This is a genomic window from Micromonospora lacuserhaii (assembly GCF_036902735.1).
Lineage (GTDB): Bacteria > Actinomycetota > Actinomycetes > Mycobacteriales > Micromonosporaceae > Micromonospora.
Genome location: NZ_JBAKHO010000012.1, coordinates 78,034 through 101,263, shown reverse-complemented (window position 1 = coordinate 101,263; position 23,230 = coordinate 78,034). Strand labels below are relative to the sequence as shown.

26 protein-coding genes are annotated in these 23,230 nt (G+C 74.1%); 6 read left to right on the top strand and 20 right to left on the bottom strand.

Annotated elements, in window-relative coordinates; all coding sequences use genetic code 11:
- Positions 1-27: 27 nt before the first annotated feature.
- From V6U81_RS11535 to V6U81_RS11525, 3 genes are all read right to left on the bottom strand, one after another.
- Positions 28-1,017: a zinc-binding dehydrogenase gene (locus V6U81_RS11535; protein ID WP_334487800.1), complete on the bottom strand. Its 990-nt coding sequence runs from the start codon at positions 1,015-1,017 to the stop codon at positions 28-30.
- A 78-nt stretch (positions 1,018-1,095) separates the two neighbouring features.
- Positions 1,096-2,967: a beta-propeller domain-containing protein gene (locus V6U81_RS11530; RefSeq protein WP_334487797.1), complete on the bottom strand. Its 1,872-nt coding sequence runs from the start codon at positions 2,965-2,967 to the stop codon at positions 1,096-1,098.
- Between the two features lie 67 nt (positions 2,968-3,034).
- Complete coding sequence (locus V6U81_RS11525) at positions 3,035-3,493, bottom strand: Lrp/AsnC family transcriptional regulator (protein WP_334487794.1); 459 nt, start codon at positions 3,491-3,493, stop codon at positions 3,035-3,037.
- 59 nt (positions 3,494-3,552) lie between these two features.
- Between V6U81_RS11525 and ddaH the strand changes: the two genes are divergently transcribed.
- Positions 3,553-4,386 carry a dimethylargininase gene (gene ddaH / locus V6U81_RS11520; protein WP_334487791.1) on the top strand — a complete coding sequence of 278 codons (834 nt, stop codon included), beginning with the start codon at positions 3,553-3,555 and terminating at the stop codon, positions 4,384-4,386.
- Between the two features lie 69 nt (positions 4,387-4,455).
- On the opposite strand, the gene V6U81_RS11515 is transcribed toward ddaH, so the two are convergent.
- Together V6U81_RS11515 and V6U81_RS11510 are read right to left on the bottom strand one after the other, a co-directional pair.
- On the bottom strand, positions 4,456-5,673 hold the full coding sequence (locus tag V6U81_RS11515; protein WP_334487789.1) for an ABC transporter substrate-binding protein: 1,218 nt from the start codon (positions 5,671-5,673) through the stop codon (positions 4,456-4,458).
- A gap of 77 nt (positions 5,674-5,750) precedes the next feature.
- Positions 5,751-6,548, bottom strand: coding sequence for an alpha/beta hydrolase family protein (locus V6U81_RS11510; RefSeq protein WP_334487787.1), 798 nt, complete (start codon positions 6,546-6,548; stop codon positions 5,751-5,753).
- Between the two features lie 82 nt (positions 6,549-6,630).
- Here V6U81_RS11510 and V6U81_RS11505 point away from each other — a divergent pair, with 82 nt between their 5' ends.
- A complete protein-coding gene (locus tag V6U81_RS11505) occupies positions 6,631-7,230 on the top strand; it encodes a bacterial proteasome activator family protein (RefSeq protein ID WP_334487784.1) in 600 nt (199 codons plus the stop codon).
- Between the two features lie 20 nt (positions 7,231-7,250).
- On the opposite strand, the gene V6U81_RS11500 is transcribed toward V6U81_RS11505, so the two are convergent.
- From V6U81_RS11500 to V6U81_RS11490, 3 genes are all read right to left on the bottom strand, one after another.
- Positions 7,251-8,063: an HAD family hydrolase gene (locus V6U81_RS11500; protein ID WP_334487781.1), complete on the bottom strand. Its 813-nt coding sequence runs from the start codon at positions 8,061-8,063 to the stop codon at positions 7,251-7,253.
- A complete protein-coding gene (locus V6U81_RS11495; protein ID WP_334487778.1) occupies positions 8,063-8,884 on the bottom strand; it encodes an HAD family hydrolase in 822 nt (273 codons plus the stop codon). The genes V6U81_RS11500 and V6U81_RS11495 overlap by 1 nt, the downstream gene beginning before the upstream one ends.
- Before the next feature lie 180 nt (positions 8,885-9,064).
- Complete coding sequence (locus V6U81_RS11490; RefSeq protein ID WP_334487775.1) at positions 9,065-9,769, bottom strand: hypothetical protein; 705 nt, start codon at positions 9,767-9,769, stop codon at positions 9,065-9,067.
- A gap of 129 nt (positions 9,770-9,898) precedes the next feature.
- Between V6U81_RS11490 and V6U81_RS11485 the strand changes: the two genes are divergently transcribed.
- From V6U81_RS11485 to V6U81_RS11475, 3 genes are all read left to right on the top strand, one after another.
- Positions 9,899-10,327 (top strand): OsmC family protein, encoded by a 429-nt coding sequence (locus V6U81_RS11485; protein ID WP_334487772.1) that lies wholly within the window; start codon positions 9,899-9,901, stop codon positions 10,325-10,327.
- A 183-nt stretch (positions 10,328-10,510) separates the two neighbouring features.
- Positions 10,511-10,855, top strand: a complete 345-nt coding sequence (locus V6U81_RS11480; protein ID WP_334487918.1) for a metallopeptidase family protein — start codon at positions 10,511-10,513, stop codon at positions 10,853-10,855.
- A 79-nt stretch (positions 10,856-10,934) separates the two neighbouring features.
- The gene (locus V6U81_RS11475) at positions 10,935-11,657 is read left to right on the top strand and encodes an AIM24 family protein (RefSeq protein WP_334487769.1); all 723 of its coding nucleotides are present in this window, start codon (positions 10,935-10,937) and stop codon (positions 11,655-11,657) included.
- Positions 11,658-11,700: 43 nt separating this feature from the next.
- On the opposite strand, the gene pheA is transcribed toward V6U81_RS11475, so the two are convergent.
- The 5 genes from pheA to V6U81_RS11450 all read right to left on the bottom strand — a co-directional run bounded on the left by pheA (position 11,701) and on the right by V6U81_RS11450 (position 15,173).
- A complete protein-coding gene (gene pheA, locus V6U81_RS11470; protein WP_334487766.1) occupies positions 11,701-12,657 on the bottom strand; it encodes a prephenate dehydratase in 957 nt (318 codons plus the stop codon).
- A gap of 10 nt (positions 12,658-12,667) precedes the next feature.
- Positions 12,668-13,234 (bottom strand): hypothetical protein, encoded by a 567-nt coding sequence (locus V6U81_RS11465; RefSeq protein ID WP_420884009.1) that lies wholly within the window; start codon positions 13,232-13,234, stop codon positions 12,668-12,670.
- A gap of 102 nt (positions 13,235-13,336) precedes the next feature.
- Entirely contained in the window at positions 13,337-13,726 is a 390-nt protein-coding gene (locus tag V6U81_RS11460) for an ACT domain-containing protein (RefSeq protein ID WP_334487763.1), read from the bottom strand.
- Positions 13,727-13,801: 75 nt separating this feature from the next.
- Positions 13,802-14,260 (bottom strand): PAS domain-containing protein, encoded by a 459-nt coding sequence (locus V6U81_RS11455; RefSeq protein ID WP_334487760.1) that lies wholly within the window; start codon positions 14,258-14,260, stop codon positions 13,802-13,804.
- A 175-nt stretch (positions 14,261-14,435) separates the two neighbouring features.
- On the bottom strand, positions 14,436-15,173 hold the full coding sequence (locus tag V6U81_RS11450; protein ID WP_334487757.1) for a hypothetical protein: 738 nt from the start codon (positions 15,171-15,173) through the stop codon (positions 14,436-14,438).
- 163 nt (positions 15,174-15,336) lie between these two features.
- Between V6U81_RS11450 and V6U81_RS11445 the strand changes: the two genes are divergently transcribed.
- Positions 15,337-16,551, top strand: a complete 1,215-nt coding sequence (locus V6U81_RS11445; RefSeq protein WP_334487754.1) for an arginine deiminase — start codon at positions 15,337-15,339, stop codon at positions 16,549-16,551.
- A gap of 132 nt (positions 16,552-16,683) precedes the next feature.
- Here V6U81_RS11445 and V6U81_RS11440 read toward each other — a convergent pair whose 3' ends face one another.
- The 7 genes from V6U81_RS11440 to V6U81_RS11410 form a co-directional block, all read right to left on the bottom strand.
- Positions 16,684-17,568 carry a DUF5926 family protein gene (locus tag V6U81_RS11440; RefSeq protein WP_334487752.1) on the bottom strand — a complete coding sequence of 295 codons (885 nt, stop codon included), beginning with the start codon at positions 17,566-17,568 and terminating at the stop codon, positions 16,684-16,686.
- A gap of 61 nt (positions 17,569-17,629) precedes the next feature.
- Positions 17,630-18,121, bottom strand: coding sequence for an ATP-binding protein (locus V6U81_RS11435; RefSeq protein WP_334487749.1), 492 nt, complete (start codon positions 18,119-18,121; stop codon positions 17,630-17,632).
- Positions 18,118-19,578, bottom strand: coding sequence for a PAS domain-containing sensor histidine kinase (locus V6U81_RS11430; RefSeq protein ID WP_334487746.1), 1,461 nt, complete (start codon positions 19,576-19,578; stop codon positions 18,118-18,120). The genes V6U81_RS11435 and V6U81_RS11430 overlap by 4 nt, the downstream gene beginning before the upstream one ends.
- Positions 19,579-19,630: 52 nt before the next feature.
- On the bottom strand, positions 19,631-20,422 hold the full coding sequence (locus V6U81_RS11425; RefSeq protein WP_334487743.1) for a glycerophosphodiester phosphodiesterase: 792 nt from the start codon (positions 20,420-20,422) through the stop codon (positions 19,631-19,633).
- Positions 20,423-20,432: 10 nt separating this feature from the next.
- Positions 20,433-20,768, bottom strand: coding sequence for a rhodanese-like domain-containing protein (locus tag V6U81_RS11420; RefSeq protein WP_334487740.1), 336 nt, complete (start codon positions 20,766-20,768; stop codon positions 20,433-20,435).
- 57 nt (positions 20,769-20,825) lie between these two features.
- Positions 20,826-21,854 carry an LCP family protein gene (locus V6U81_RS11415; protein WP_477463225.1) on the bottom strand — a complete coding sequence of 343 codons (1,029 nt, stop codon included), beginning with the start codon at positions 21,852-21,854 and terminating at the stop codon, positions 20,826-20,828.
- A gap of 101 nt (positions 21,855-21,955) precedes the next feature.
- Complete coding sequence (locus V6U81_RS11410; protein WP_334487738.1) at positions 21,956-23,176, bottom strand: LCP family protein; 1,221 nt, start codon at positions 23,174-23,176, stop codon at positions 21,956-21,958.
- Positions 23,177-23,230: the final 54 nt, after the last annotated feature.

Genomic DNA, 23,230 nt, shown 5'->3' with positions numbered 1-23,230 from the left:
GGGCCGTCCGTGGTCCGGTCGGGCGGTTCACCCGACGTCGAGCAGGGTCTTGCCGATCGTGGCGCGGGACTCGATCGCGGCGTGCGCCTCGGCGGCCCGCTCCAGCGGGAAGCGCTGCCCGATCAGCGGCCGGAGCCGCCCGGCCGCGCCCTCGGCCAGCGCCCGGGCGGTGAGGGCGCGCAGCTCGGCCGGGTCGGCCGCCGGGCGGAGCAGGGTCACCCCACGCGCCGCCGCCAGCTCCTCGGGCAGCTCGGCCCAGCTCCCGCCGGCCAGCCCGAAGCTGACCATCCGCCCGCCCGGGTCGAGCAGCTCGAACGCCGCCCGGGCGATGTCGCCACCCACCCCGTCGAAGACGACGTCCACCCCGCCCACCGCCGCGCGGACCCGGTCCGGCCAGCCGGGCTCCCGGTAGTCGACCACCACCTCGGCGCTGGTCGCCACCGGCTCCGGTGCGCCGGCCCGACGGACGCCGCGCAGCAGGTCGGTCTTGCGCCGGCCCCCGGCGAGCGCCACCACCCGGGCGCCGGCCCGGGTGGCCAACTGCACCAGCAGCCCGCCCACCCCGCCGGCGGCCGCCTCGACCAGCACCCGTTCGCCTGGTCGCGGGGCGGCCGCGCCGACCAGCATCAGCGCGGTACGGCCGTCGGCGAGCAGCGCCACCGCTTCGTCCAGCGGCAGCCCGTCCGGCACGTCGAAGGGCGCGGCGGCGTCCACCACGACCCGTTCGGCGTACCCGCCGGAGCCGCCGGTGCCGCTGACCACCCGTCGCCCGACCAGCGCCGGGTCCACGCCCGGGCCGACCGCGCCGATCCGCCCGCCGACCCCGTTGCCGGGGATCACCGGCAACGCGGCGCGGAACGGCCCGAACCCGGTGGCCCGGAACATCGTCTCGACGAAGGTGAGGTTGGCGTGCGCCACCTCGATCAGCACCTGCCCCGGACCCGGTACCGGGTCCTCGGCGTTCCCGGGTGTCAGCACCTCCGGCCCACCGAACTCCGTCAGCCACACCGCCCGCACGTTTCCCCCTCCGCCGTTCCCGGGCTCCAGTCGACAACCTGAAGCCGAGGTGAGGTCAACACCGGAGAAAGTGACGGCTCAGGCGGGAAGCCAGCCGAGCGGGCGGGCGGTCGCCGGATCGGTGGCCGCCAGGCCCGCGTCGGAGACCGTCCAGAGGGTGCCGGCCACCAGCAGCGACCGGGTGACGGTCCGGCCCGGCCCGTGGTCGACCGTGCCGACCTGGGTGATCCCGGTGGCGGAGACCCGCAGCAGCCGCACCGCGGCTCCCACCGGCAGGGCGACCAGCCCGGTGGCGGGCTGGTGGAGGAACGCGTGCGGGTCGAACTCCGCCGCGGAGCCGGCGCCGGGCACGTGGTGGCGGGCCAGCCGGACCGGCCGGGCCGGGTCGGTGACGTCGAAGAGGGAGATCTGGAGCCCCAGCGCCCGGCCCTGCTCGTCCGCCTCCTGCCCGACCCCCAGCAGCCGGCCGTCGGGCAGCGGGTGCAGGTACGCCGACCAGCCGGTGATCTCCAGTTCGCCGGTGACCCGGGGCGCGGTCGGGTCGGCGAGGTCGACGGTGTGCAGCGGGTCGGTGCGCCGGAAGGTCACCACGTATCCGGTGGGGCCGAGGAAGCGCACCCCCTGGATCCGCTCGCCCCGGCCGAGGCCGCCGACCCGGCCGACGTCGGCCAGGGTGTCGCCGCGGCGGCGCAGCACGTGCACCGCGGACTCGCTGGCGTTCCCCTCGCCGGTGGTGGTGGCGATGCGCAGGTCGCCGCGCCACTCGGAGAGGGCGTACTGGTTCAGCGGGGCGCCGGGGACCCGGCCGGTGGCGGCGTACCGGGGGTGGCCCGGGCCGGTGAGGTCGAACCGGTGGACGTCGGTGGCGGTCGGTGCCGCCCAGCGACCGCGGGCCGTCGCGGGGACCGGGTCTTCCCGCCGGCCGGCCAGGTAGAGGCTGCCGGCGGTGCCGTAGACGGTGTCGGCGTCGGCCGCGACGCCGACCGGGTCACCGTCGCCGAGCCGGTCCGCGCCGAGGTCGAAGCTGAGCACGGTGACCAGCGTGGTGGCGGAGCCGGTGGCGGGTCGGCTGACCCGGTCGCAGCCGACCCGGCCGGAGCCGTGCGCGGTGCCGGCCGTCCACTCGAATCCGGGCAGCCAGGCGTCCAGGCCGGCCCGGGCGATCACCGCCCGGTTCGCCGCGCTCCGCTCCTCGTCGGTGCCCTGCTCGGCGTACGGGAAGGAGAGCCGTGGGGTGGTGCGGACGACGACCCGGGCGGTCCCGCCGGTCAGCCGCGCGTCGAGCAGGCTCCCGTCGATCCGGTAGGTGGCCAGGACGCGGGGCGCCCCGGCGAGGTCGACCAGGACGAGGCGCGGGCCGGCCGGGCCGGCGGGCCGCTCAACGGGCGCGCCGGGCTGCGACACGGCGGAGCCGGGCGGCGCGGGGCGGGTCAGCGGCCCGGCGTCGGGGGCGGCGGGGCGGGTCAGCACCAACGCCCGGTCGCCGCGCAGCAGCAGCCCGGCCCCGGCTCCGGTGGCCGTCCATTCGACCGGGCCGAGGCCCAGTCGTCCGGTGACGGTGCGGGTGGCCGGGTCGACGACCCGCAGCACGCCGCCGGTCACCGTGACGATCCGCCGGCCGTCGGTCTTCACCAGGTCCGGCTCGTCGGCGTCCGGCTCGTACGCGTTGGTGACGGAGTGGTCGGGCGCGGCGGCCCGTTCGGCTACCCCGGCGGGCACCGCGATGTCCAGGCCGGTACGCCAGCCGGGGCCGAAGCCCCACGGGCCGACCGCGGCGGTGGCGGCGGACCGCAGGTCGGCCAGGGCCTCGGCGCACGAGTCGTAGGCGACCAGCCGGGGCGCGGCGGTGGTCGTCGGGTCGACCGGTCCGACGCCGGACGGGGCGCTCCCGGCCAGCAGGCCGAGGGCGAGCAGGGCGCCGGCGGCGGCGTGGGCGGTTCCACGGGTCATGTCCTCTTCCGACGTGCCCCGCCGCCGTGCGGTTCCCGCCGGGACGCGCCGGCCCGGTCGGGCACGGTCAGCCGGTGGACGGGCCGACGCCGGGCGACTCGACCAGCCGGGAGAGGACGATGGTGCTGCGGGTGGAGGTCACGAAGGATTCGGCGCGCAGCCGTTCCAGGGCGTCCTCCAGGTGGGAGATGTCGGCGGCCCGCAGGTGGACGAGCGCGTCGGCCTCCCCGGAGACGGTGTACGCGCCGACCACCTCGGGGTGTCGCCGGGCGGCCACCCCGATCTGGGCGGGGGTGGTGCGGCCGGCGCAGAAGAGCTCCACGAAGGCCTCGGTGGTCCAGCCGACGGCGGCCGGGTCGACCACCGCGGTGAAGCCCCGGATGACCCCGGTGGCGCGGAGTCGGTCGACGCGTCGTTTGACCGCTGGAGCGGAGAGTGACACCCGGGTTCCGATGTCGGCGTACGACGCTCGGGCGTCCGCCACGAGCAGCGCAATGATTCGCTGGTCCACCGCGTCGATCTGCAACGTTCCGCCTCTGGGAAGCAATGGTTCTGGCTGTTACCAAAGTTCTACGCTACCTACCCTTGGTCACCGTGAACCAGCAGCGCGTCCCGCGAAAGCGGACATATCTCATGTGCTCCCCTGAGCACTTCGCCGTCGAGTACGCCATCAACCCCTGGATGGACGTCACCACCGCCGTGGACGCGGACCTGGCGGTCAAGCAGTGGGACCGACTGCGCGAGACCCTGGTCGGTCTCGGTCACGACGTGCACCTGCTCACCCCCGAGGCCGGGCTGCCGGACATGGTCTTCGCGGCGAACGGCGCCTTCGTGGTGGACGGGACGGTCTACGGCGCGCAGTTCAAGCACGAGCAGCGGACCGCCGAGGCCGCCGCGCACCGCGCCTTCTACGAGCAGCAGGGCTGGCACTTCATCGCGCCGAGCGAGACCAACGAGGGCGAGGGCGACTTCGCCTACCTGCCGGAGGCGCACGGCGGCCTGATCCTGGCCGGGCACGGCTTCCGCACCGAGCTGCCGGCGCACGCCGAGGCGCAGGAGGCGCTCGGCCGGCCGGTCGTCTCGCTGCGGCTGGTCGACCCGCGCTTCTACCACCTGGACGTGGCGCTGGCCTCGATCGACGACACCAACGTCGTCTACTACCCGGGTGCCTTCTCGGCGGCCAGTCAGAAGGTCCTTACCCAGCTCTTCCCGGACGCGGTGGTCGCCGACGACTCCGACGCCCTCTCCTTCGGCCTGAACCTGGTCTCCGACGGCGCGAACGTGGTGCTCAACAGCGAGGCGAGCCGGCTGGCGGGGAAGCTCAAGGCGGCCGGCTACACCCCGGTCCCGGTCGAGCTGGCCGAGCTGAAGAAGGGCGGCGGCAGCGTGAAGTGCTGCATCGCCGAGCTGCGCCACTGACGGCTCCGCAGACGCCCGAAGGGCCGGCCCCCGTGGGGGACCGGCCCTTCGTCGTTAAGGGGGTGACGCTCAGCCGAGCGTGGCGATCTCGTTGATCAGCACGTTGGAGAGCAGCCGGCCGTCGAGCTGGACCTTGCGCAGGTACCACTTCTGCTGCGGGGTACGCGGCTGGTTGAACTGCCACGTCCCGCGCGGGCTATCGATCTGACCGATCTTGCCCATGGCCAGGTTGACCCCCTGCGAGGTCGGGCTCGGCCCGGCCAGCTCGATCGCCTTGTCGAGCACCTGCGCGGCGTCGTACGAGGCCATCGCGTACGTGGTGGGGGAGACGTTGAACGTCTTCCGGTACGCGGAGGCGAAGGTCCGGTTGGCGAGGTTGGTCAGGTCGGCGGAGTAGTTCAGGGCGGTGTGGATCGTGCCGGGCAGCAGCTTGTCGTCGTCGTTCACCAGCCTGCTGCGCAGCTCGTCGAGGACCGTGCCTTCGGTGAGGAAGCCGGGCGCGTAGACCGGCCCGCGCCAGCCCTCCTCGCGCAGCTGCCGGATGAACTGGACCGCGGCGGGGCCGGCGAAGAAGCAGAACACGGCGTTCGGCTTCCGGGCCAGCATCTGCCGGATGTCGTAGCGGTAGGTGCTGCTGTTCGGGGTGGCGGTCTTGTCCGTCCAGATCGGCTCGCCCAGGATGCGCGGGTCGTCGACGCCGAGCACCTGGCGGAACCCCTGGACCACGTCCTGGCTGGGTGCGTCGTCCGGCGCGATGATCGCGATCCGCTTGTCGGCCGCCAGCGTCTGCTTCAGGTACGCCCCGAGGGCACGCCCCGGCTCGTCCAGCACGTACGAGGTGCGCCAGATGTAGACGACGCTCTGCAGGCTGGTGGGGGAGCCGTTGGAGCCGATCAGCGGCACCCGGGCCTTCTCCACGGTGTCCCGGACGGTGGTCATCACCGCCGGGTTCACCACGCCGGTGAGCGCGAGGACCCCCTGCGCGAGGAGCTGGTCGACGGCGGCCTGACCGGTCTTCTCGGAGGAGCCCTCGTCGGCGGTCAGCAGGTTCACCGGGTGCCCGCCGAGCCGTTGCCCGTTGAGGGTCAGGTAGAGCTGGAAGCCGTTGACGACGTCCTGGCCGATGGTCTTGCCGGGCCCGTTCTCGGGTGCGATCAGACCGATTTTGATCGGGGAGCCGTCGCTGGTGGATGCGGCGTCGTCGTCGTCACCGCAGCCGGCGGCCAGCGCGGTGGTACCGAGCGCGGCCAGCAGCTGGAGGGCCCGCCTGCGGTTCATCTGAGACACCGAAATCCTTCCGAGAACGTTGCCGGGCGTCACCGCCCCCTCGGCGTTCTACCTGGTCGGCGACGCTGCGTCAATGCCTATTGATCTTCGTGCAGCGACTGCAACGCAGCTCTCACCTGTGGCCAGGCCGCCGAATCTGGATCGATGAGCCCGAAGTGCTCACATTCTGGCAGTTCACGAAGGCTGACGTCCGACCCGGCGGCCCGCGCGGCGGTCACGAAGGACCGGCTGAGGGCGACCGGAACCTGCTGGTCCCGCAACCCGTGGACGATCACTGTGCGTGTTCGGATTGGCACCAACGCCCGTGGATCCGCGGCCGCGTACCGGTCCGGGTGGTCGGTGGGTCCGCCGCCGAGCAGCGCGGCCACCGCACCGGAGTCCAGGTCCCGCCGGTACGCCTCGGCGAGGTCGGCGACCGGGGCCAGCGCGAGCACCCCGGCCACGGTGGCCGGGGCGTGTGCCGCGACGTAGAGCGCGAGCTGCCCGCCGGCGGAGTGCCCGAGCAGTAGCGGCGGCCCGGCGGCCACCCGCCCGGGCAGGGCGTCCGCCGCCAGTCCGGGCAGCGCGGCCACCCCGGCCAGCACGTCCGTGAGGGTGCCCGGCCAGCCGCCTCCGGGCTGCCCGGTGCGCCGGTACTCCAGTTGGGCCACGGGCCAGCCCAGGCCGGCCAGCGCGGCGGCCAGCGGGCCGGTGTGGGCGCGGTCGTACTCGGCTCGCCAGAACCCGCCGTGCAGCACCGCGACCAGCGGGCGGGCCGGCCCGTCGCCGGCCGGGCGGCGCAGGTCCACCAGCTGGTCCGGGTGCGTCCCGTACGCGACGGTGCGGTCGGGTGGCGGCGCCGGGCGGGTCAGCACGGCGCGCGGGTCGGCGGACATGCCGGCGACGGTAGCGCGACCCGCCGTCCGACCGCCCCCCGGAGCCGGTCCGGGCGCGTGCGCCACCTCGGCGTGGGTAAAGATGGGTGCCATGACCGAAGCGCACTTCGCTGGAGAGAACGACGAGCCGGACCGCGACGGCGCCGGACACCCGGGCACCGTGGTGGTGGTCGGCCCGGACGGGCGGCCGGTCGGCACGGTGCAGACCGACGACGCGGCGGGCGAGGACCCGACCCGCCTGGTCGAGCAGCCGGCCAAGGTGATGCGGATCGGCAGCATGATCAAACAGCTGCTCGAGGAGGTCAAGTCCGCTCCGCTGGACGACGCCAGCCGGCACCGGATGCGGGAGATCCACGAGCGGTCGATCGTCGAGCTGAAGGACGGGCTCGCCCCCGAGCTGCGCGAGGAGCTGGAGCGCCTCGCGCTGCCCTTCACCGACGACAAGGCGCCCAGCGAGAGCGAGCTGCGGATCGCCCACGCCCAGCTGGTCGGCTGGCTGGAGGGGCTCTTCCACGGCATCCAGGCCGCGCTGGTCGCCCAGCAGATGGCCGCCCGGGTGCAGCTGGAGCAGATGCGCTCCGGCCGGCAGGCGCTGCCCAGCGGGCCGGCCGGCGTGATGCCCGGCATGCCGGGCATGGGCCAGCCGTCGGGCGAGGGGCACCCCACCGGCCAGTACCTCTGAGGCGGGCGCGCCCGGCCCGCTCAGCCCACCCCGAAGACCTTCTCCAAGTACGCCGCCACGCCGTCCTCGGTGTTCGCCCCGGTCACCTCGTCGGCGATCGCCAGGACGGCGGGGTGGGCGTTGGCCACCGCCACGGCCCGACCGGCCCAGGTGAGCATCGGCACGTCGTTGGGCATGTCGCCGAAGGCCAGCACGTCCCGCTCGTCCACGCCCAGCCGGGCGCCGTACCAGGCCAGCCCGGCCGCCTTGGTCACCCCGGCCGCGGAGATCTCCACCAACCCGCTGTACGACGAGTGCGTCGCCTCGGCCAGCCCCTCCAGCGCCCCGGCCACCACCTCGACGAAGACGTCCGGGTCCTGGTCACGGGCGCGGGCCAGCAGCTTCACCGCCGGCACCGAGTGCAGCTCCTCCGGTGACTCGACGGCCCGGATCGCGTCGTGGTCGGCGTCCCAGCGCAGCGGGTAGTGCGCCTCGTGCCGCATCTGCCGGCTGTCCACGATCTCCACCGCGAAGCTCACCTCGGGCACCGCGGCGCGCAGCCGGCGGGCCACCTCGGCGAGCAGCTCCGGGGCGAGCGGATCGGCCCGCAGCACCTCGTCGGTGACCGGGTCGTACACCACGGCCCCGTTGGCGCAGATCGCCGGCAGCGGCGCGGCGAGCTGGTCGTACACCAGTTGCAGCCAGCGGATCGGACGGCCGGTGACCAGCACGACCGGGGTGCCCGCGGCGGAGATCATCTCCAGCACCGCCGCGGTGCGCCGGCTGATCGTGGCGTCGTCGCCGAGCAGCGTGCCGTCGATGTCGGTGGCGACGAGCCGCGGTCGTTCTCCCATCACCGGGACAGTAGCCGGTCCAGGTAGACGGCGACCCCGTCGTCGTCGTTGCGCAACGTCACCTCGTCGGCGGCGGCCCGGACCTCGGGGTGGGCGTTGGAGACGGCCACCCGGCCCCAGCCGGCCCAGCCGAACATCGGCAGGTCGTTGGGCTGGTCGCCGAAGACCAGCACCTCCGCCGGGTCGACGCCGAGCCGCTCGGCGACCACGGTCAGCCCGGTGGCCTTGTCCACCCCGGGCGGGCAGATCTCGATGAAGCCCAGACCGGCCTGGGTGAGCGTGGCCACCTGCGCCGGGACGATCCGGCGGGCGACCGCCAGCAGTTCGTCGACGTGGTGGTCGGCGGTCCGGGCGAACGCCTTGATCACGTCGCAGGAGAGGCACTCGGCGCGGCTGCGCGCCTCGAACCGGTCCTGGTACGGCCAGCTCGGGTGGTAGTCGCCCCAGAGCGGGGCGTCGTGCTCGTCGGACGCCTCGACCATCACGGTGAGCGGGCCGACCTCGGCCTCCAGTTCACCGATCAAATGCGTCAGCACCTCAGCGGGGAGGCGTTCGTCGCGGAGCACCACCGGGCCTGCCGGGTCGCTCTGGTCGACCACCCGGCCGCCGCCGGCCATCACCAGGAAGTCGGCGGCGCGGATGTCGTTGCGGGTCAACTCGGCCAGTCGTGGGCCGCGGCCGGTGGCGCCGACCACCGGGATCCCGGCGGCGCGGACCCGGTCGAGCACCGCGTGGGTGTACGCCGAGACGGTCTCGTCGCTACGGACGAGCGTGCCGTCGAGGTCGGTGGCGATCAGCTTGGGCAGTCCCGGGCGGGGCATCGTTCCTCCTTGCCCGCCGCCGTCGCAGCCAACCGTTTCAGTCGTCGGTACGTCGACCCGGAGTGACGGCGGGCAGCAACCGTACCTCGCGGAACGGGTCGCAACCATGGCTTCCCGGCGAATCGGATACCAACGCGCGGTGACGGCGATCCGGCGTCACCGCGCCCTCCCGGAGGGCTCTCAGATCCCCGATCCGGGGCGGGCGAACGGCACGGTCGAGGTGACGGTGAGGTCGGCGGGGGCGGGCGGCCGGTCGTCCCGCTCGTCCCGCTCGGCCCGGCGCGGCTTCTCCGGTGCCCCGTCCGGCCGGTGGGCCGACCCCCGGCCGGCCAGGTGCAGCGCGGCGGCGACCAGCACCACGGCCGCGAAGGCGGTCACCAGACCGCGCCCGTACTCCACCTGGAAGCCGTCCTCCGGGGAGTAGAACAGCGCCCGCTGGCCGGAGTCGTCGAGCGAGAAGGCGGTGGCGGTGAGCAGCACCAGCTGAGCGCCCGCCAGGGCCAGGCCGGCGAGCCGAGCCTCGGGCCGGATCGCGGGCCGGCCGCGCAGGGCGAGCGTCACCGCCACGGCCAGCAGCAGCAACCCGACCAGGTACGCGACGCCGAAGCCGCCCACCTCGGCCACCCCGCCCGGCACCCGGACCGGGCTGCCGCCGTCGGGGCCACCGTTCGGCACGGTCATCACCAGCCACTCGCCGACCAGCGACGCCGTCGCGGCGACCGCGGCCAGGGCGGCCAGCACCAGCGGCAGCCGGCGGTCCCGACCCAGCCCGGCCAGCGCGTGGCCGAACCGGCCCGCGGGCGGGCGTTCCACCGCGCCCCACTCGACGACGGCGGTGCCGTCGGACCGGTCGTCCTGCCGCGGGATGGGGAGATCCTGGGACATCGGCCACCTTCCGCAGTCGCGGGCCTGCCCCGCATCATGGCACGACCCGGCCCCGGGGACCGGCGAGTCGGGGCCGGGTCGTAGCGCCGACCGGTCGCCGGCGGCTGCCGCATCGGTTAGCGTCGGGGCATGCCTATCCGTACCGCTTCCGCACGCTGGCAGGGCAACCTCACCGAGGGTGCCGGGACCGTCCGCACCGGCAAGGGCGGCCTCTCCGGCAACTACTCCTTCAAGTCGCGCTTCGAGGAGGGCGAGGGCACCAACCCCGAGGAGCTGATCGGCGCCGCGCACGCCGCCTGCTTCTCGATGGCCCTCTCCAAGCAGCTCGCCGACGCCGGCGCCACCGACTCGTCGGTCGAGACCACCGCCAAGGTGCACTTCGACAAGACCGAGGCGGGCATGTCCGTGACCCGGATCGACCTGGAGACGGTCGGCCAGGTCCCGGGGATGGACGAGGGTCAGTTCACCAAGCTGGCCGAGGCCGCCAAGGAGAACTGCCCGATCTCCCGGCTGCTCTCGCCCGGCGCCCAGATCTCCCTCTCCGCCCGCCTGGCCTGACCCACTCCGACGCCGCCCGCCCCCCCCTTCGGGGCCGGGCGGCGTCGCGCATCCCCGGCCTCCCCGCCCGCACTTTCACGGAAAGAGTGGCTGTCGCACCCGCCACGGCCACTCGTTCCGCGAACATGCGCGGATCTTGGCGGGGGTGGGGGCGTGGCGGTGGGGGAGGATGGGGGTGTGGCCGTGGAGATGAGCCGGGAGCGGTTCGAGGAGCTCGTCGGGGAGGCCCTCGACGAGGTGCCCGAGGAACTGCTCAGGCTGATGAGCAACGTGGTGATCCTGGTCGAGGAGGACCCGCCGCCCGGCGAGGACCTGCTCGGGCTCTACGAGGGGCACGCGCTGACCGAACGGGGCTGGGACTACTCCGGGGTGCTGCCGGACCGGATCCTCATCTACCGTCGCCCGATCCTGCGGATCTGCGACACCGAGGACGACGTGGTCGACGAGGTGGCGGTGACGGTGGTGCACGAGATCGCCCACCACTTCGGCATCGACGACGAGCGGCTGCACGCGCTCGGCTGGGGCTGACCGCCCCGCTCGGCCGATGGTCGCCGTTGCACGGGTCGCCTACGGTCGGGGCAGCACACCCCGAATCAGGAGGAATCCCATGCGCAGCGCGCTGTTCTCCGCGGAGAACCTGGAGAAGGAGTCCGCCCAGCCCGGCATGCGGCTGCAGAACTCCAAGATGCTCAAGATCGAACTCAACGGCGAGGCGATGGCCCGGGTCGGCTCGATGGTGGCCTACCAGGGTCAGGTGCAGTTCCAGGCGCTCGGCTCGGGCGGCATCGGCAAGTTCATCAAGCAGCGCCTCACCGGCGAGGGCGTGCCGCTGATGAAGCTCTCCGGGCACGGCGATGTCTTCCTCGCCGACCTCAGCAAGGACGTGCACATCATCGACCTGGAGCCGGGAGACGCCCTCTCCATCAACGGGTCCAGCGTGCTGGCCTTCGACTCCACCCTGTCGTACGACATCAAGATGGTCGGCGGCGCCGGCATGGCCTCGTCCTCCGGGCTGTTCAACTGCGTCTTCAGCGGCCACGGCCGGATCGCCATCACCACCAAGGGCACCCCGGTGGTGTTGAACGTCGACGCCCCCACCTACGTCGACCCGCAGGCCGCGGTCTGCTGGTCGGCCAACCTGCAGACCGGTTACCACCGGGCGGAGCAGCTCGGCCTCGGCTCGCTGCTCGGCCGCACCACGGGTGAGGCGTTCACCATGAGCTTCGCCGGTCAGGGCTTCGTGGTGGTCCAGCCCTCTGAGGAGCCCCCGGTGCAGGGCAGCGGCGCCCAGCAGCAGCAGGGCGGCCTGCTCGGCGGCCTGCTCAGCTGACCCGTCCGACGGTGGGGCACCCGGTTCGGGTGCCCCACCGTCGTCAGCTCAGCTCGCCGGCCCGCAGCCGGGCCAGCCAGGCCGCCGCGTCGGCGTAGTCGGCGTCGGAGAGCCCCGCCGGCGCCGGGACCGGCCGGTCACCACCGCCGTCGGTCCAGCGGTGCCGGGGGTACGACCCGAGGAAGCGCACGTCGGCGCAGACCCGGCGCAGCCCCTGCAACGCCTCGCCCATCCGGACGTCGGCGACGTGCCCGGTGCAGTCGAGGAAGAAGAGGTAGCGGCCGAGCGCCTCACCGGTGGGGCGGGACTCGATCCGGGTCAGGTTGACCCCCCGGACGGCCAGCTCCATCAGCACCGAGAGCAGCGCGCCCACCCGGTCATGGGCGATGTAGACCGCCAGCGAGGTGACGTCGTCCCCGGTCGGGGGCGGCGGGGGGCCCGGGCGGGACACCAGCGCGAAGCGGGTCACCGCGTCCGGATGGTCGGCGATCTTGTCAGCGAGCACCGCCAGCCGGTGCCGGGCCGCCCCGATCGGGGCGCAGATCGCCGCGTCGTACTCGCCGGCCGCCGCGCCCGCCGCCGCCGCGCCGTTGGAGAGCACGTCGACCACCACCGCGTCGGGGAGGTGGTCGCGCAGCCAGTTCCGGCACTGGGTGGACGCCTGCGGGTGGGCGGCCACGCTGTGGACCGCGCCGAGGCCGGTGCCCGGGCGGGCGCCGAGCACGAACTCCACCGGCAGGATCACCTCGCGGGTGATCACCAGCGGGTCCCCCTCGGCCAGCTCGTCCAGGGTCACCCCGACCGCGCCGCCGATCGAGTTCTCCAGCGGCACCAGGGCCGCGTCCGCCTCGCCGGCCCGTACGCTCTCCAGCGCCTCGCCGACGCTGCGGGCGGGCGTACGGCTGCCGTGCTCGGCGGCGGGCACGGTGCGCAGCGCCTGCTCGGCGAAGGTGCCCTCGGGTCCGAGGTAGACGAAGCGGGTCGGTGGTGTTCCGGGCATGTCGACCAGCCTACGCACCGGGCAGCGGCTGGGTGCCGGCGTCGCAGGCCAACGTCCGGATGGCGGGCGGCGCGGTGGCCCGTACCTCGATCGAGCAGACGTCGGTTCCGGCGGTCACCAGCCGCAGCGCGTCGGGTCGGCCCTGGGTCACCACCTGGAGTTCCTCGTGACCGGTCACCGCGAGCACCGTGTACTGCCAGTCGTCGGCGCAGAGCGGCCCCTGGGTGGCCCGGACGGTCACGTCGCGGGGGAGCACCGAGTCGCGCAGCAGGCCGGTCACCCGGTCGGCGGAGGGCCGGCCCTGGCACGGCGCGGCGACCAGCCCCGGGGTGGCCGACAGCACGGGGGTGGCCGGCGGCAGCTCGGTCGGCAGCAGTCCGAGGGTCGGGGTGGCGGCCGGGGTGGCCGCGGGCAGGGTGGGCGTCGGGAGGCCGGTGGTCGGTGCGGGCGGCAGCGGCGGCACGGCGGTGCCGCGCTCGGGCGGGGCGCCGCAGGCGGCGAGCGGCAGGGCGGCGAGCAGCGCGCCGGTGCCGGCCAGCCGGCGGTACGGGATGCGCTGCGGTACGTCAGACGGCACGGACCGCTCCTCGGGGGGAGCGCGCCTCGGGGCATCGAGGCGCGTGGTTGCGGCCGGGGGTGGCCGAGCCCATCGTAGGAGGATCCGGCGGCGCGGTGAAGGTCAGCGCAGGACCCGGTGCCCGGCCCTCTCCAGCGCGGCCGTCGCCTCGGCGAGGCGTACCGCGGGCACCAGCACGTGGTCGGTGTCGTACGTGGAGAAGGCGACCACGCTGATCCGGGCGGCGGCGAGCGGGTCGACCAGCGCGGCGAGGGTGCCGGTGACGGCGAGGGCGAGCGGCTCCACCACCCGCAGGCAGCGCCAGTCGGTCTCCACGTCCGTGCCGACGGGCGTGCGGTTGGCGGGGCAGATGACGGAGATCCCCTCGGCCGTCCAGGCCACCGTCACCACCTCGGCGTCGCCCGGCTCGGCCCAGAGGGCGGGCGACAGCGGGGCGCCGGCCGCCAGCCGGCACACGGCGTATTCGCCCGGGAGCAGCGCGACATCGAGCATGAGGGCACCTTACGGTGTCGGCCTCGGCCGGCCCCAGCGTCGCGGCGTGCGGCGCGTGCCACACTTCGCCCCAGGTCAGACCTCGGAGAAGAAGGTGAGCGAGCCGGCGACCTCGCCGTCGGTGAGCACCGGGGTGGAGATGGCGTCGACGGTGGCGTACGTGGTCTCGTCGCCGGCGGCCTGCACCCGGAGGAGCCCGCGAGCCAACCGGCCGGAGTGCAGCGCGAGCAGCGGCGGGATCTTGTCGGTCTCCTGCTCGGTCAGCTCGTGCCGGGCGGCGGTGAAGTCGAGCAGCCGCAGACCGCCCTCCAGCAGCGGCAGGCCGACCACGTCCTCGGGAGCGCCCAGGCAGAGCAGCTCGCAGCCGGACGCCGAGATGGCCACCACCCTGGTCTCCGCGTCGATCAGCAGGCAGGGCTCGTCGGCGTGGGAGACCGTCGCCGACCACTGCCCGACGTTGTCGCACCCCGGCCCTGTCGGCGTCCGCCCGGTCGGCGCGAACACTTCCGAGAGCGAGAGCTCGACGTGGGCCACCGCGCCTCCTATGTACACCGACGGTCTGTCCACGCTAGCCGGTCGTCGCGACGACCGGCCGACCGCGCTGGAGCCATCGGCCGCCGGTGACGATTGGGGTGCCCTCTGACCGGGCGGCCGGCGACGGCGCGGGCCGGCGGGGTGACCCCCGGGCCGCGTGGCGTCGCCGGTGACGTTACCGGCGGGCGGCCGGCTTGTCAGCGGCCGTTCGGCCCTCGTCGTACCACCGGTAGTCGGCGGCGGACCGGTAGGTGCCGTTCCACCAGGTCTGCGGCTGCTGGGCGACCCGCGACAGCTTCTCGGCGGTGGCCGGGCTGATCCGGTTGCCCCCGGCGACGAGGAGCCGGTCGAGCTCCCGGTGGGTCGCCATGAGGCAGTCCTTGGGGAGGCCGTAGACGCTGATGACGCCGGAGCCGACGAAGGTCAGCACCGGCGACACCGGGATCGGCAGGCCGACCGCCTCGGAGAGCGCCTTGCTGGCCCGCTTGGCGTCCCGCCGGGCCTCGGCCACGTAGGGCGGTCGTTTGCCGTTGATCTGGACCACGTCCCCGGCGACCAGCACCCGGGCGCGACCGTGGTCGGCGATGCTCACCGCGAAGAGCCCGCTCGGGCCGATGGCGAGGAACCCGGCCCGCTCGTCCTGGCCGTGGTCGCGGAGCACGTCGGCGACGTCGGTGCGGGGCCACTCGATGACGTGCCAGGCGGGCCCCAGGTGGTCGAGCTGCCCGAGCGCGCGTGCGCCGGCGGCCTCCAGGCGCCGGGCGCCCCGCTCGGCGCGGCGGCGACGCGCCCACTCCAGTGGGGTGGGTCGGGCCGGCTCGAGCGCCGAGGAGGCGTCGGTTCGGGGATGCGGCACCGCCACGGGCGGCAGTGCCCGGGTCGGTACGGCTCGACGAGCGGGAAAGACAGTCATCGCGACCTCCGGCAAAAGGTCCCTCGAAGTTATGTCCCCACTACCCTACGTTGCCAGTGCGGGGGTACGGCAAGTTGGAGCGCCGGAATGAGTGCGGATGAATGCCATATTCATCCACAGTTCTTCCGCTGAACACACTTCACATCTGCCCTACGCTGCGAGGGTGACCCACTACGTGGACAGCGAGGTCGGTCGGCTCGGCACCGTACTGCTGCACCGGCCGGGGCCCGAACTCGCCCGGCTCACCCCCCGCAACAACGACTCGTTGCTCTTCGACGCTATCCCATGGGTCGGCCGGGCACAGGAGGAGCATGACGCCTTCGCGGCGGAACTGCGGGCCCGCGGCGTGGAGGTGCTCTACCTCTCCACCCTGCTCGCCGAGACCCTCGCCGTCGCCGACGCCCGGGCCGAGCTGACCGAGGAGGTGCTCCGCTCCCCGCGCCTGGGCGACACGCTGCGCCGCCGGGTCGCCGACCACCTCGCCTACCTCGACCCCGCCGCCCTCGCCGACGTTTTCACCGCCGGGCTGGCCCACGAGGAGGTACGGGTCAGCGCCGAGCGCCCCGGCGGCCTGGTCTGGACGCTGATGGACCGGCACGACTTCGTCATCGACCCGCTGCCCAACCTGCTCTTCACCCGGGACTCGTCACTGTGGATCGGCGACCGGGTCGGGGTCACCAGCCTCGCCATGCCGGCCCGCCGGCGGGAGACCACGCTGACCGACGCGATCTACCGCCACCACCCGCGCTTCGCCGGCACCGAGTCCGTCTACCACCACGGGCTGGAGCACCTGGAGGGCGGCGACGTGCTGCTGCTCGCCCCCGGGGTGCTCGCCGTCGGGGTCGGCGAGCGGACCACGCCGGCCGGGGCGGAGCGGCTGGCCCGGCAGGTCTTCGCCGCCGGGCTCGCGCACACCATGCTGGTGGTGCCGATCGCCCAGGAGCGGGCCACCATGCACCTGGACACCGTCTGCACGATGGTCGACGTCGACGCGGTGCTGATGTACCCGAACATCGCCAGCACCCTGTCGGCGTACACCGTGGTCGCCGGCCCGGACGGCGAGCCGCAGGTGGACGGCCCGGCGCCGTTCCTGCGCGCCGCCGCCGACGCGATGGACATCGACCAGCTCCGGGTGATCGACACCGGCCTGGACCCGGTCACCGCGGAGCGCGAACAGTGGGACGACGGCAACAACACCCTCGCCCTGGCCCCGCGGCTCTGCGTCGGCTACGAACGCAACGTGGAGACCAACGCGCAGCTCGAACGGGCCGGCATCGAGGTCATCCCGATCGCCGGCTCCGAGCTCGGCTCCGGCCGCGGCGGCCCCCGCTGCATGTCCTGCCCGCTGACCCGCGACCCGCTGCACCCCACCCCGTAACCAGCACGCGGACGCCGACAGCCCCGCGATCTTGCAGTTTCGGCCCCGAAAAAAGGGGCGAATAGTGCACTACGCGGGCCGAAAGCGCAAGATCGCCGGGGGCGGTGGCGGGGGCGGGGGTGGGGGGCGGGGTTAGCGGAGGGTTAGTTGGCGGCCGAGTAGGCCCTGGCGGGCGCGGCGGCCGGCGGCGTCCAGCGGGGCGGTCTCCGTCAGGGCGTCGGCGTAGCGCTTGGCGAAGCCGGCCACCGGCTCCTCCCAGTCGCCCGCCGGCACGTCCTCGGGGAGGTCCCAGACCGGCGCGAGCCGGCCGTGCGCCCGGAACATGCCGGCGAACTTCGTGCCCTCGCCCAGGGTGAGGCTGCCGGCGGCGGAGAGCCGGGATAGCGCGTCCAGCGCGGCGTCCTCGTCGTCGCCCAGCACCCAGCGCACGTGCGCCTTCTCCGGCACCTGGCACCAGTACGCGGCCTTGGCGGCGGCCAGCCGGACCGTCGGGTAGATCGCCGCGTTCGCCCGCTCCAGGGAGGCCTGGACGTTCGGGTCGTTCGTCGCCCCCGGGTCGAGCCAGAAGTCGAACCCGTCGTGCATGGTGATCTGCAGCGGACCGTCCACCAGGATGTCCTGCAGGCGCGGGCCGGGGCCGGGCAGCGGCGGCACGGAGACCTGGCCGCCCGGCTCGGTGCGCAGCGCGCTGAGCAGCGCGTCGGCCAGGTCACGGGAGACGTCCCCGGACTGCTGGTGGCGCTGGAGGCCGATGAAGACCCGCCCGTCCGGCTTGGTCATCGCCGGGGCGGCCATCGGGAGCACGGTGGCCAGGGTGACCGGGCGGTCGCCGTACTCCTCGACCAGCTCGGGGGTGAGTCGCAGCGGCGCGGACGCGGCCGGTACGAGCTCGCGCAGGGCGATCCACTCCGGCTCGTCCACGAGCCCCTCGAAGGGACGGGGGACGAAGACGTCCCGGACCTTCTCCCGGCGGGGGGCGGCTTCGACGACGCGCTGGTTCTTTCGACGCTTGCTCACGGCGAGACAGCCTAGAGCCCGCGCGTCGACAAGGTGGGCAGGACCCGCCCCGATCCCCCGGTCAGCCGGCCGGAACGAGGTCCGGTCGGGCCGTGCCGGCCGGGTCGAACTCCGCCCAGACGCTCTGGCCCAGGCCGTCCCGGTCGACACCCCAGCGGCTGGCCAGGCCGGCGACGATGTGCAGGCCCCGGCCGTCGACGGCGTCCGGGCTGGCCGCCCGCAGCCGCGGCCCGGCCGCCGCGCCGCCGTCGGTCACCCGGACCGACACGCTCGGACCGGTGGGCGTGCTCCGCAGCCGCCAGGCCACCCGGACCACCCCGCCGGGCAGCGGGTCGGCGTGCCGGACCGCGTTGCCGACCAGCTCCGCCAGGACCGCCACCAGGTCCGCCAGCAGAACCGGGGGGACGACCTCGGCCAGCTCGTCGGCGAGCCGGTGCCGGGCCAGTCGCGCTCCGGTCGCGTGGTGGGGGACCACCACGCACCACGACCGCTCGACCGCTCCCGTCGACACCCCGCTCCCTCTCCCCGTACGCCCGCCGGCGCGGCGGGTCATCCCCGCGGCAGCCGCACCTCTGCGACCGTACCGCCACCTTTTCTCGGCCGGAGGGATACCCAACCATTCTGCTGTTCAACGATCCGGCGGACGAGATAGAGCCCCAGACCCGCCCCGGGGTAGCCGCGGCGGTCGCCGGACTCGCCCTGCCAGAACCGGTCGAAGGCCCGCTCGACGTGCTCCGGACGGATGCCGATGCCCCGGTCGCTGACCCGGAACGAGACGGTCTGCCCGTCGCTGCCGGCGGTGACCTCGATCGGCGTGTCCGGGGGCGAGTACTTACCGGCGTTGGTGACCAGCTCGGTCAGCACGGTGGCCATGCTGTGCCGGTCGCCGAGCGCCTTGGGCAGGTCGGCCGGCAGGTCGAGGACGAGCCGGTGGCGCAGGTCCGCCGGGAGGTCCGGCACCGTGGCGCGCAGCGCGTCGCCGAGGTCGAACGGGACGGTCGGGTCGCCGTTCGGGCGTCCGTCGGTGGCCGAGGTGAGCAGCCGGTCGACGAGCCGGGCCAACTCGTTGGCGCGCTGCCCGATCACCCGCGCGGCCAGCCGACGGTCGTGCTCGGTCAGCGACTCCCAGTGGTCGGTGAGGGTGTCCGCGTACCCCTTGATCACGGTGACCGGGGTACGCAGCTCGTGGCTGGTGACCGCGACGAAGAGGTCGCGCTCGGAGTCGCGGCGCTGCTGGTCGGTGATGTCCCGGAAGGTCACCACGTGCAGCGTGCCGGGGCCGGGCAGCTCGCCGGAGGTGATCCGGAGCCAGCGGCCGTCGGGCAGCTGGTGGTCGAGCACCTGGCCGGACGGGGGGAGCGGGAACGGCAGCGGGTGGTTCAGCGCCTCGGCGGCGGACCGGCCGGTGACCTGGACGGCGGCCGGGTTCCAGAGCCGGACGTGGCCGTCCCGGTCGACCACGGCCAGCCCGTCGGCCAGCGCGGCGACCACCGGGCCGTCACCGTGCACGGGCAGCCCGCTCTGGTCGCCGTACATGTGCGCGATGCAGGAGGCGAGGTAGCCGAGGGTGGTGTGCTGGACGGCGTCCTCGGACTCCTCCCCGTCCGGGTAGAGGGCGTGCAGGCTGCCGACGGTGAGCCCGCCGATCTCGGCGCGGGCCACCACCATCCGGCGCAGCCCGCGGGCGACCAGTTCGCCGGCGAGCGGGCCGGGCAGGTGGTCCACCCGGACCTGGCGGACGCGGGGGCCGGCGAGCAGGCAGATGGTGGCCGGGTCGGCGGCGGGCAGCGGCCGGCCGATGGTCCACTCGGCGGCGGCGCCGCTGGCGGCGATGACCCGGCCACCGGCCGGGCCGAACTCGACGAAGGCGAGGCTGGCCGCGCCGAGCGCCGCGCGGGCCACCCGGAGCAGCTCGGTGAGGACGGGCAGGGCCGCGTCACCGGAATTGATCATCTCGATCACGGCGCTGTGGCCGGTGATGAGGGCGGCGAGATCGGTACGCTCCGGCATGCCCCGAGTGTGCCCCGTCGACCGCTGTCCGGGCACCCCCGCCCCGGCGGGCTCAGCGACCCAGCCGGGCCAGCGTCCGGGCCGGCCGGTCGGTGATCACCCCGTCCACCCCGGTGGCGAGGACCAGTTCCAGGTCCTCCGGTTCGTTGACCGTCCAGACGTACACCTGGTGGCCGGCGGCGCGCAGCTCGGGCACCAGCCGGGGGCGGGCCCGCACCAGGGCGATGCCGGGCCCGGCGATCCGGGTGCCGAACGGCAGCCGGCCGAGCGGCACCCAGCGGGGCAGCATCTCCAGCAGCAGCACGGTGGGGAGCGTGGGCGCGAGTTCCCGGATCCGGCGGACGGCCAACGCGGAGAAGGACATGACGGTGACCCGGACCGGATCGTCCGGCCCGGGCTCGGCCAGCCCGTGCCGGCGCAGCAGGGTGACCAGCTTCCGCTCGACGTCGCCGCCGTAGCGGGACGGGTGCTTGGTCTCCACCAGCAGCCGGACCGGCCGGCCGGCGGCCAGCACCGCCGCCAGCAGCCGTTCCAGGGTGAGCAGCCGGGTGTGCGAGTCGTCCAGCGGTTCGGCCTCGTCGACGGCGAGGCGGCCCGGGTGCCAGGACCCGAAGTCGAGCGTCTCCAGCTCGGCCAGGGTCCGGGCGCTGACCAGGCCGTGCCCGTTGCTGGTCCGGTCCAGCCGGCGGTCGTGCACGCAGACCAGGTGCCCGTCGCGGGTCAGCCGGACGTCGCACTCCAGCCCGTCGGCGCCCTCGTCGAGGGCCCGCAGGTACGCCGCGAGGGTGTGCTCCGGGAGGTCGGCCGACGCGCCGCGGTGCGCGAAGACCAGTGGCGTGCCCATCCGTCGTCGCTCAGATGATGCGGCCGGGCTGCCCGTCCCCGCCGACCACGGGCTTACCGACGGCCTCCCAGTGCCGCATGCCGCCGTCGACGTTGCGGACCTGCTCCCAGCCGTTGTTGAGCAGATAGCCGACCACCTGGGCGGACCGTCCGCCGGAGCGGCAGACCACGGCCACCTCACGGTCGGTGGGCACCTCGGCGAGCCGGCCCGGCAGCTGCATCATCGGCAGGTGGTGCGCACCGGGGGCGTGCCCCGCGGTCCACTCGTCGTCCTCCCGGACGTCGAGCAGGTAGATGTCGTCGTGGATCTCGGTCACGGGGACGCTGGGTACCTGGGGTCCGAACACGGGTACCAAGCCTAGGTCCTCGCCCCGGCGGCCGTCGCGGGGCGGGCCGGTGTGGCGTCAAAGCCGATTCACCCAGCGCGGATTGGCCTGGACCCAGCCCGCCACCCGCTTGCCGCGGACGGCGTCGAAGAGGCCGCCGCCGCCGTTGTCGAGCACCACGTAGGAGACCTGGTCGATGGTCTGCGGGTAGGACGGCACCTGGACGCCGTGCAGCGCGTCGGACGGCAGCGACCGGAGGGCGAAGACCAGATCGTCCAGGGGTACGCCGTTGGTGTCCACGGTCAGCGAGCCGCCGACGGCGCGCAGCACGCGGTCGAGCTTGACCGGGTCGCCGCGCAGGTCGGTCTGCCCGGCCCGGTCCAGCATGGCCCGGAGCAGCTGCTGCTGGTGCCGCTGCCGGTCGTAGTCGCCGTTGGGCAGGTCGTAGCGCTGGCGGGCGTAGTCCAGCGCCCGGGCGCCGTCCATCTGCTGGCAGCCGGGGGTGAACAGGGTCTTCGTGTGGACCGAGCGGACCTGGGTGTCGACGCACATCCGCACCCCACCGAGCAGGTCGATGACCTGGCGGAAGCCGGTGAAGTCGACCAGGGCCGCGCCGTCGAAGCGGACGCCGGTGAGCCGGGACAGGGTGGCCGAGAGCAGCCTCGTGCCGCCCTCGCCGCCGCCGCCGTGGTCGTACGCGGCGTTGATCTTGTCCTGGCCGCCGCGGTAGCCGTTGCCCGCGGGCGGGATGGCGACCAGCAGGTCGCGCGGGATGGAGATCAGGTACGCCTGCCGCATGCCGGGCGGGACGTGCACCATCAGGATGGTGTCCGAGCGCTGGTCCGGCGCGCCGGACCCGGCCCGCCGGTCGGAGCCGACGAGCAGGTAGTTGAGCCCGCGGGAGAGGTCGGTGCGGGAGTTCCGGGCGTCCGGCGCGAGCAGCTGTTCCCGGCTGACCGTGCGGTCGTACCGGGAGGTCAGCGCCTTCATCCCGACGACGCCGGCGACGGCGAGCAGCAGCAGGGTCAGACCGACGCCCAGCAGCAGCCGGGGCCAGCGGCGTCCGGGCCGGGCCGGCGGGTCGCCCCGCCCCCGGTGGGCGCGCACTGACCTGGACGTGGCGCCCTCCCCCTGGCCGTGACGTGAGAACTCCTCACATCAGGCTACGGTTCGGTCACTCCCGGTGTGGCCGCTTCGGTGGAGCCGGCTCACTTGCGGGTGGAGAGCACGTTCGGGTGGGCGTACACGAACTCGGCGAGCCGGTCTTCCTTGACGGCCCGGAACATGTCCAGGGTCTGCTGGTCCAGCGTCTCCCGGTGGTTGGCGTTGCCGTGGTAGGTGCCGCCGTTGGTCCGCAGCATGGTCAGCTCGTTGGCGGTGACGCCGCGCATGGCGAAGACGAAGTCGGGCACCGGGATGCCGCCGGTGTCCAGGATGAACGCCTGGCCCTTGCTGGTCGCCTTGATCAGCTGGTTGAGCTTGACCGGGTTGGTCAGCACGCCCTTGTCGGTGGCCTTGCGGGCCATCGCCTTGATCACCTGCTGCTGGTTCTGCTGCCGGTCGTAGTCGCTGTTCGGCAGGCCGTAGCGCTGGCGGGAGTAGTCGAGCGCCTGGAGGCCGTTCATCTCCTGGCAGCCCTTCTTGTAGACCGTGGGGGTCATCGGGCGACCGGTCTTCTGGGCCTCGGTGTTCCACATCTGCTTGCCGTCGACGACCGAGGTGTGGATCGACTTCACCTCGTGGCTGACGCAGACCCGGACGGTGCCGAGCGTGTCGATGACGGTCTTGAAGCCGCCGAAGTTGATGATCGCGGCGCCGTCGAAGCTGACCCCGGTCATGTTCTTGATCGTCTGGGCCATCAGCTGGGCGCCGCCCTCCCAGCCGCCGCCGTTGCGGGCGCCGGCCTGGAACGCGGCGTTGATCTTGTCGGTGCCGCCCCGGTAGCCGCTCTTCTCGAACGCCGGGATCTGCGCCTCGGTGTCCCGCGGCATCGAGATCAGGTACGCCTGGTCGTGGCTGGCCGGGATGTGCAGCAGGATGATGCTGTCCGACCGGATGTCGTCCTTGGCCCAGTTCTGCCGGACGTCGACGCCGAGCAGCAGCATGTCGATCGGGCCGTCGATGTTGGCGCCGCCCTCGGCGTCGCTCTTTCCCGCGCCGCCCAGCAGGTTCTTCTGGGCGATGCCGCCGGTCGCCTGGCTGATCAGCGCCTTGCTGCCGACGATGGCGATCCCGCTGGTCATCATCAGCACCGCACCGAAGACCAGGGTGATCCGGGCCCACAGGGGATCCTTGCGCTTCGTCCGCTTGCGGGTGCCGGCGTCGGCACGCCGCCCGGCGCGGCCACCCTGCGAGGGGATGGTGGCGGACACCCGGGGCGGGGTGTCGAACTCCTGCGACGTCGGGCGGGGGCTGGTCTGAACCGGCATGCGTGCTCCAGCTCGAGGATCGGGGGGCGGTGGATCACTTTACGGACCGCCCCT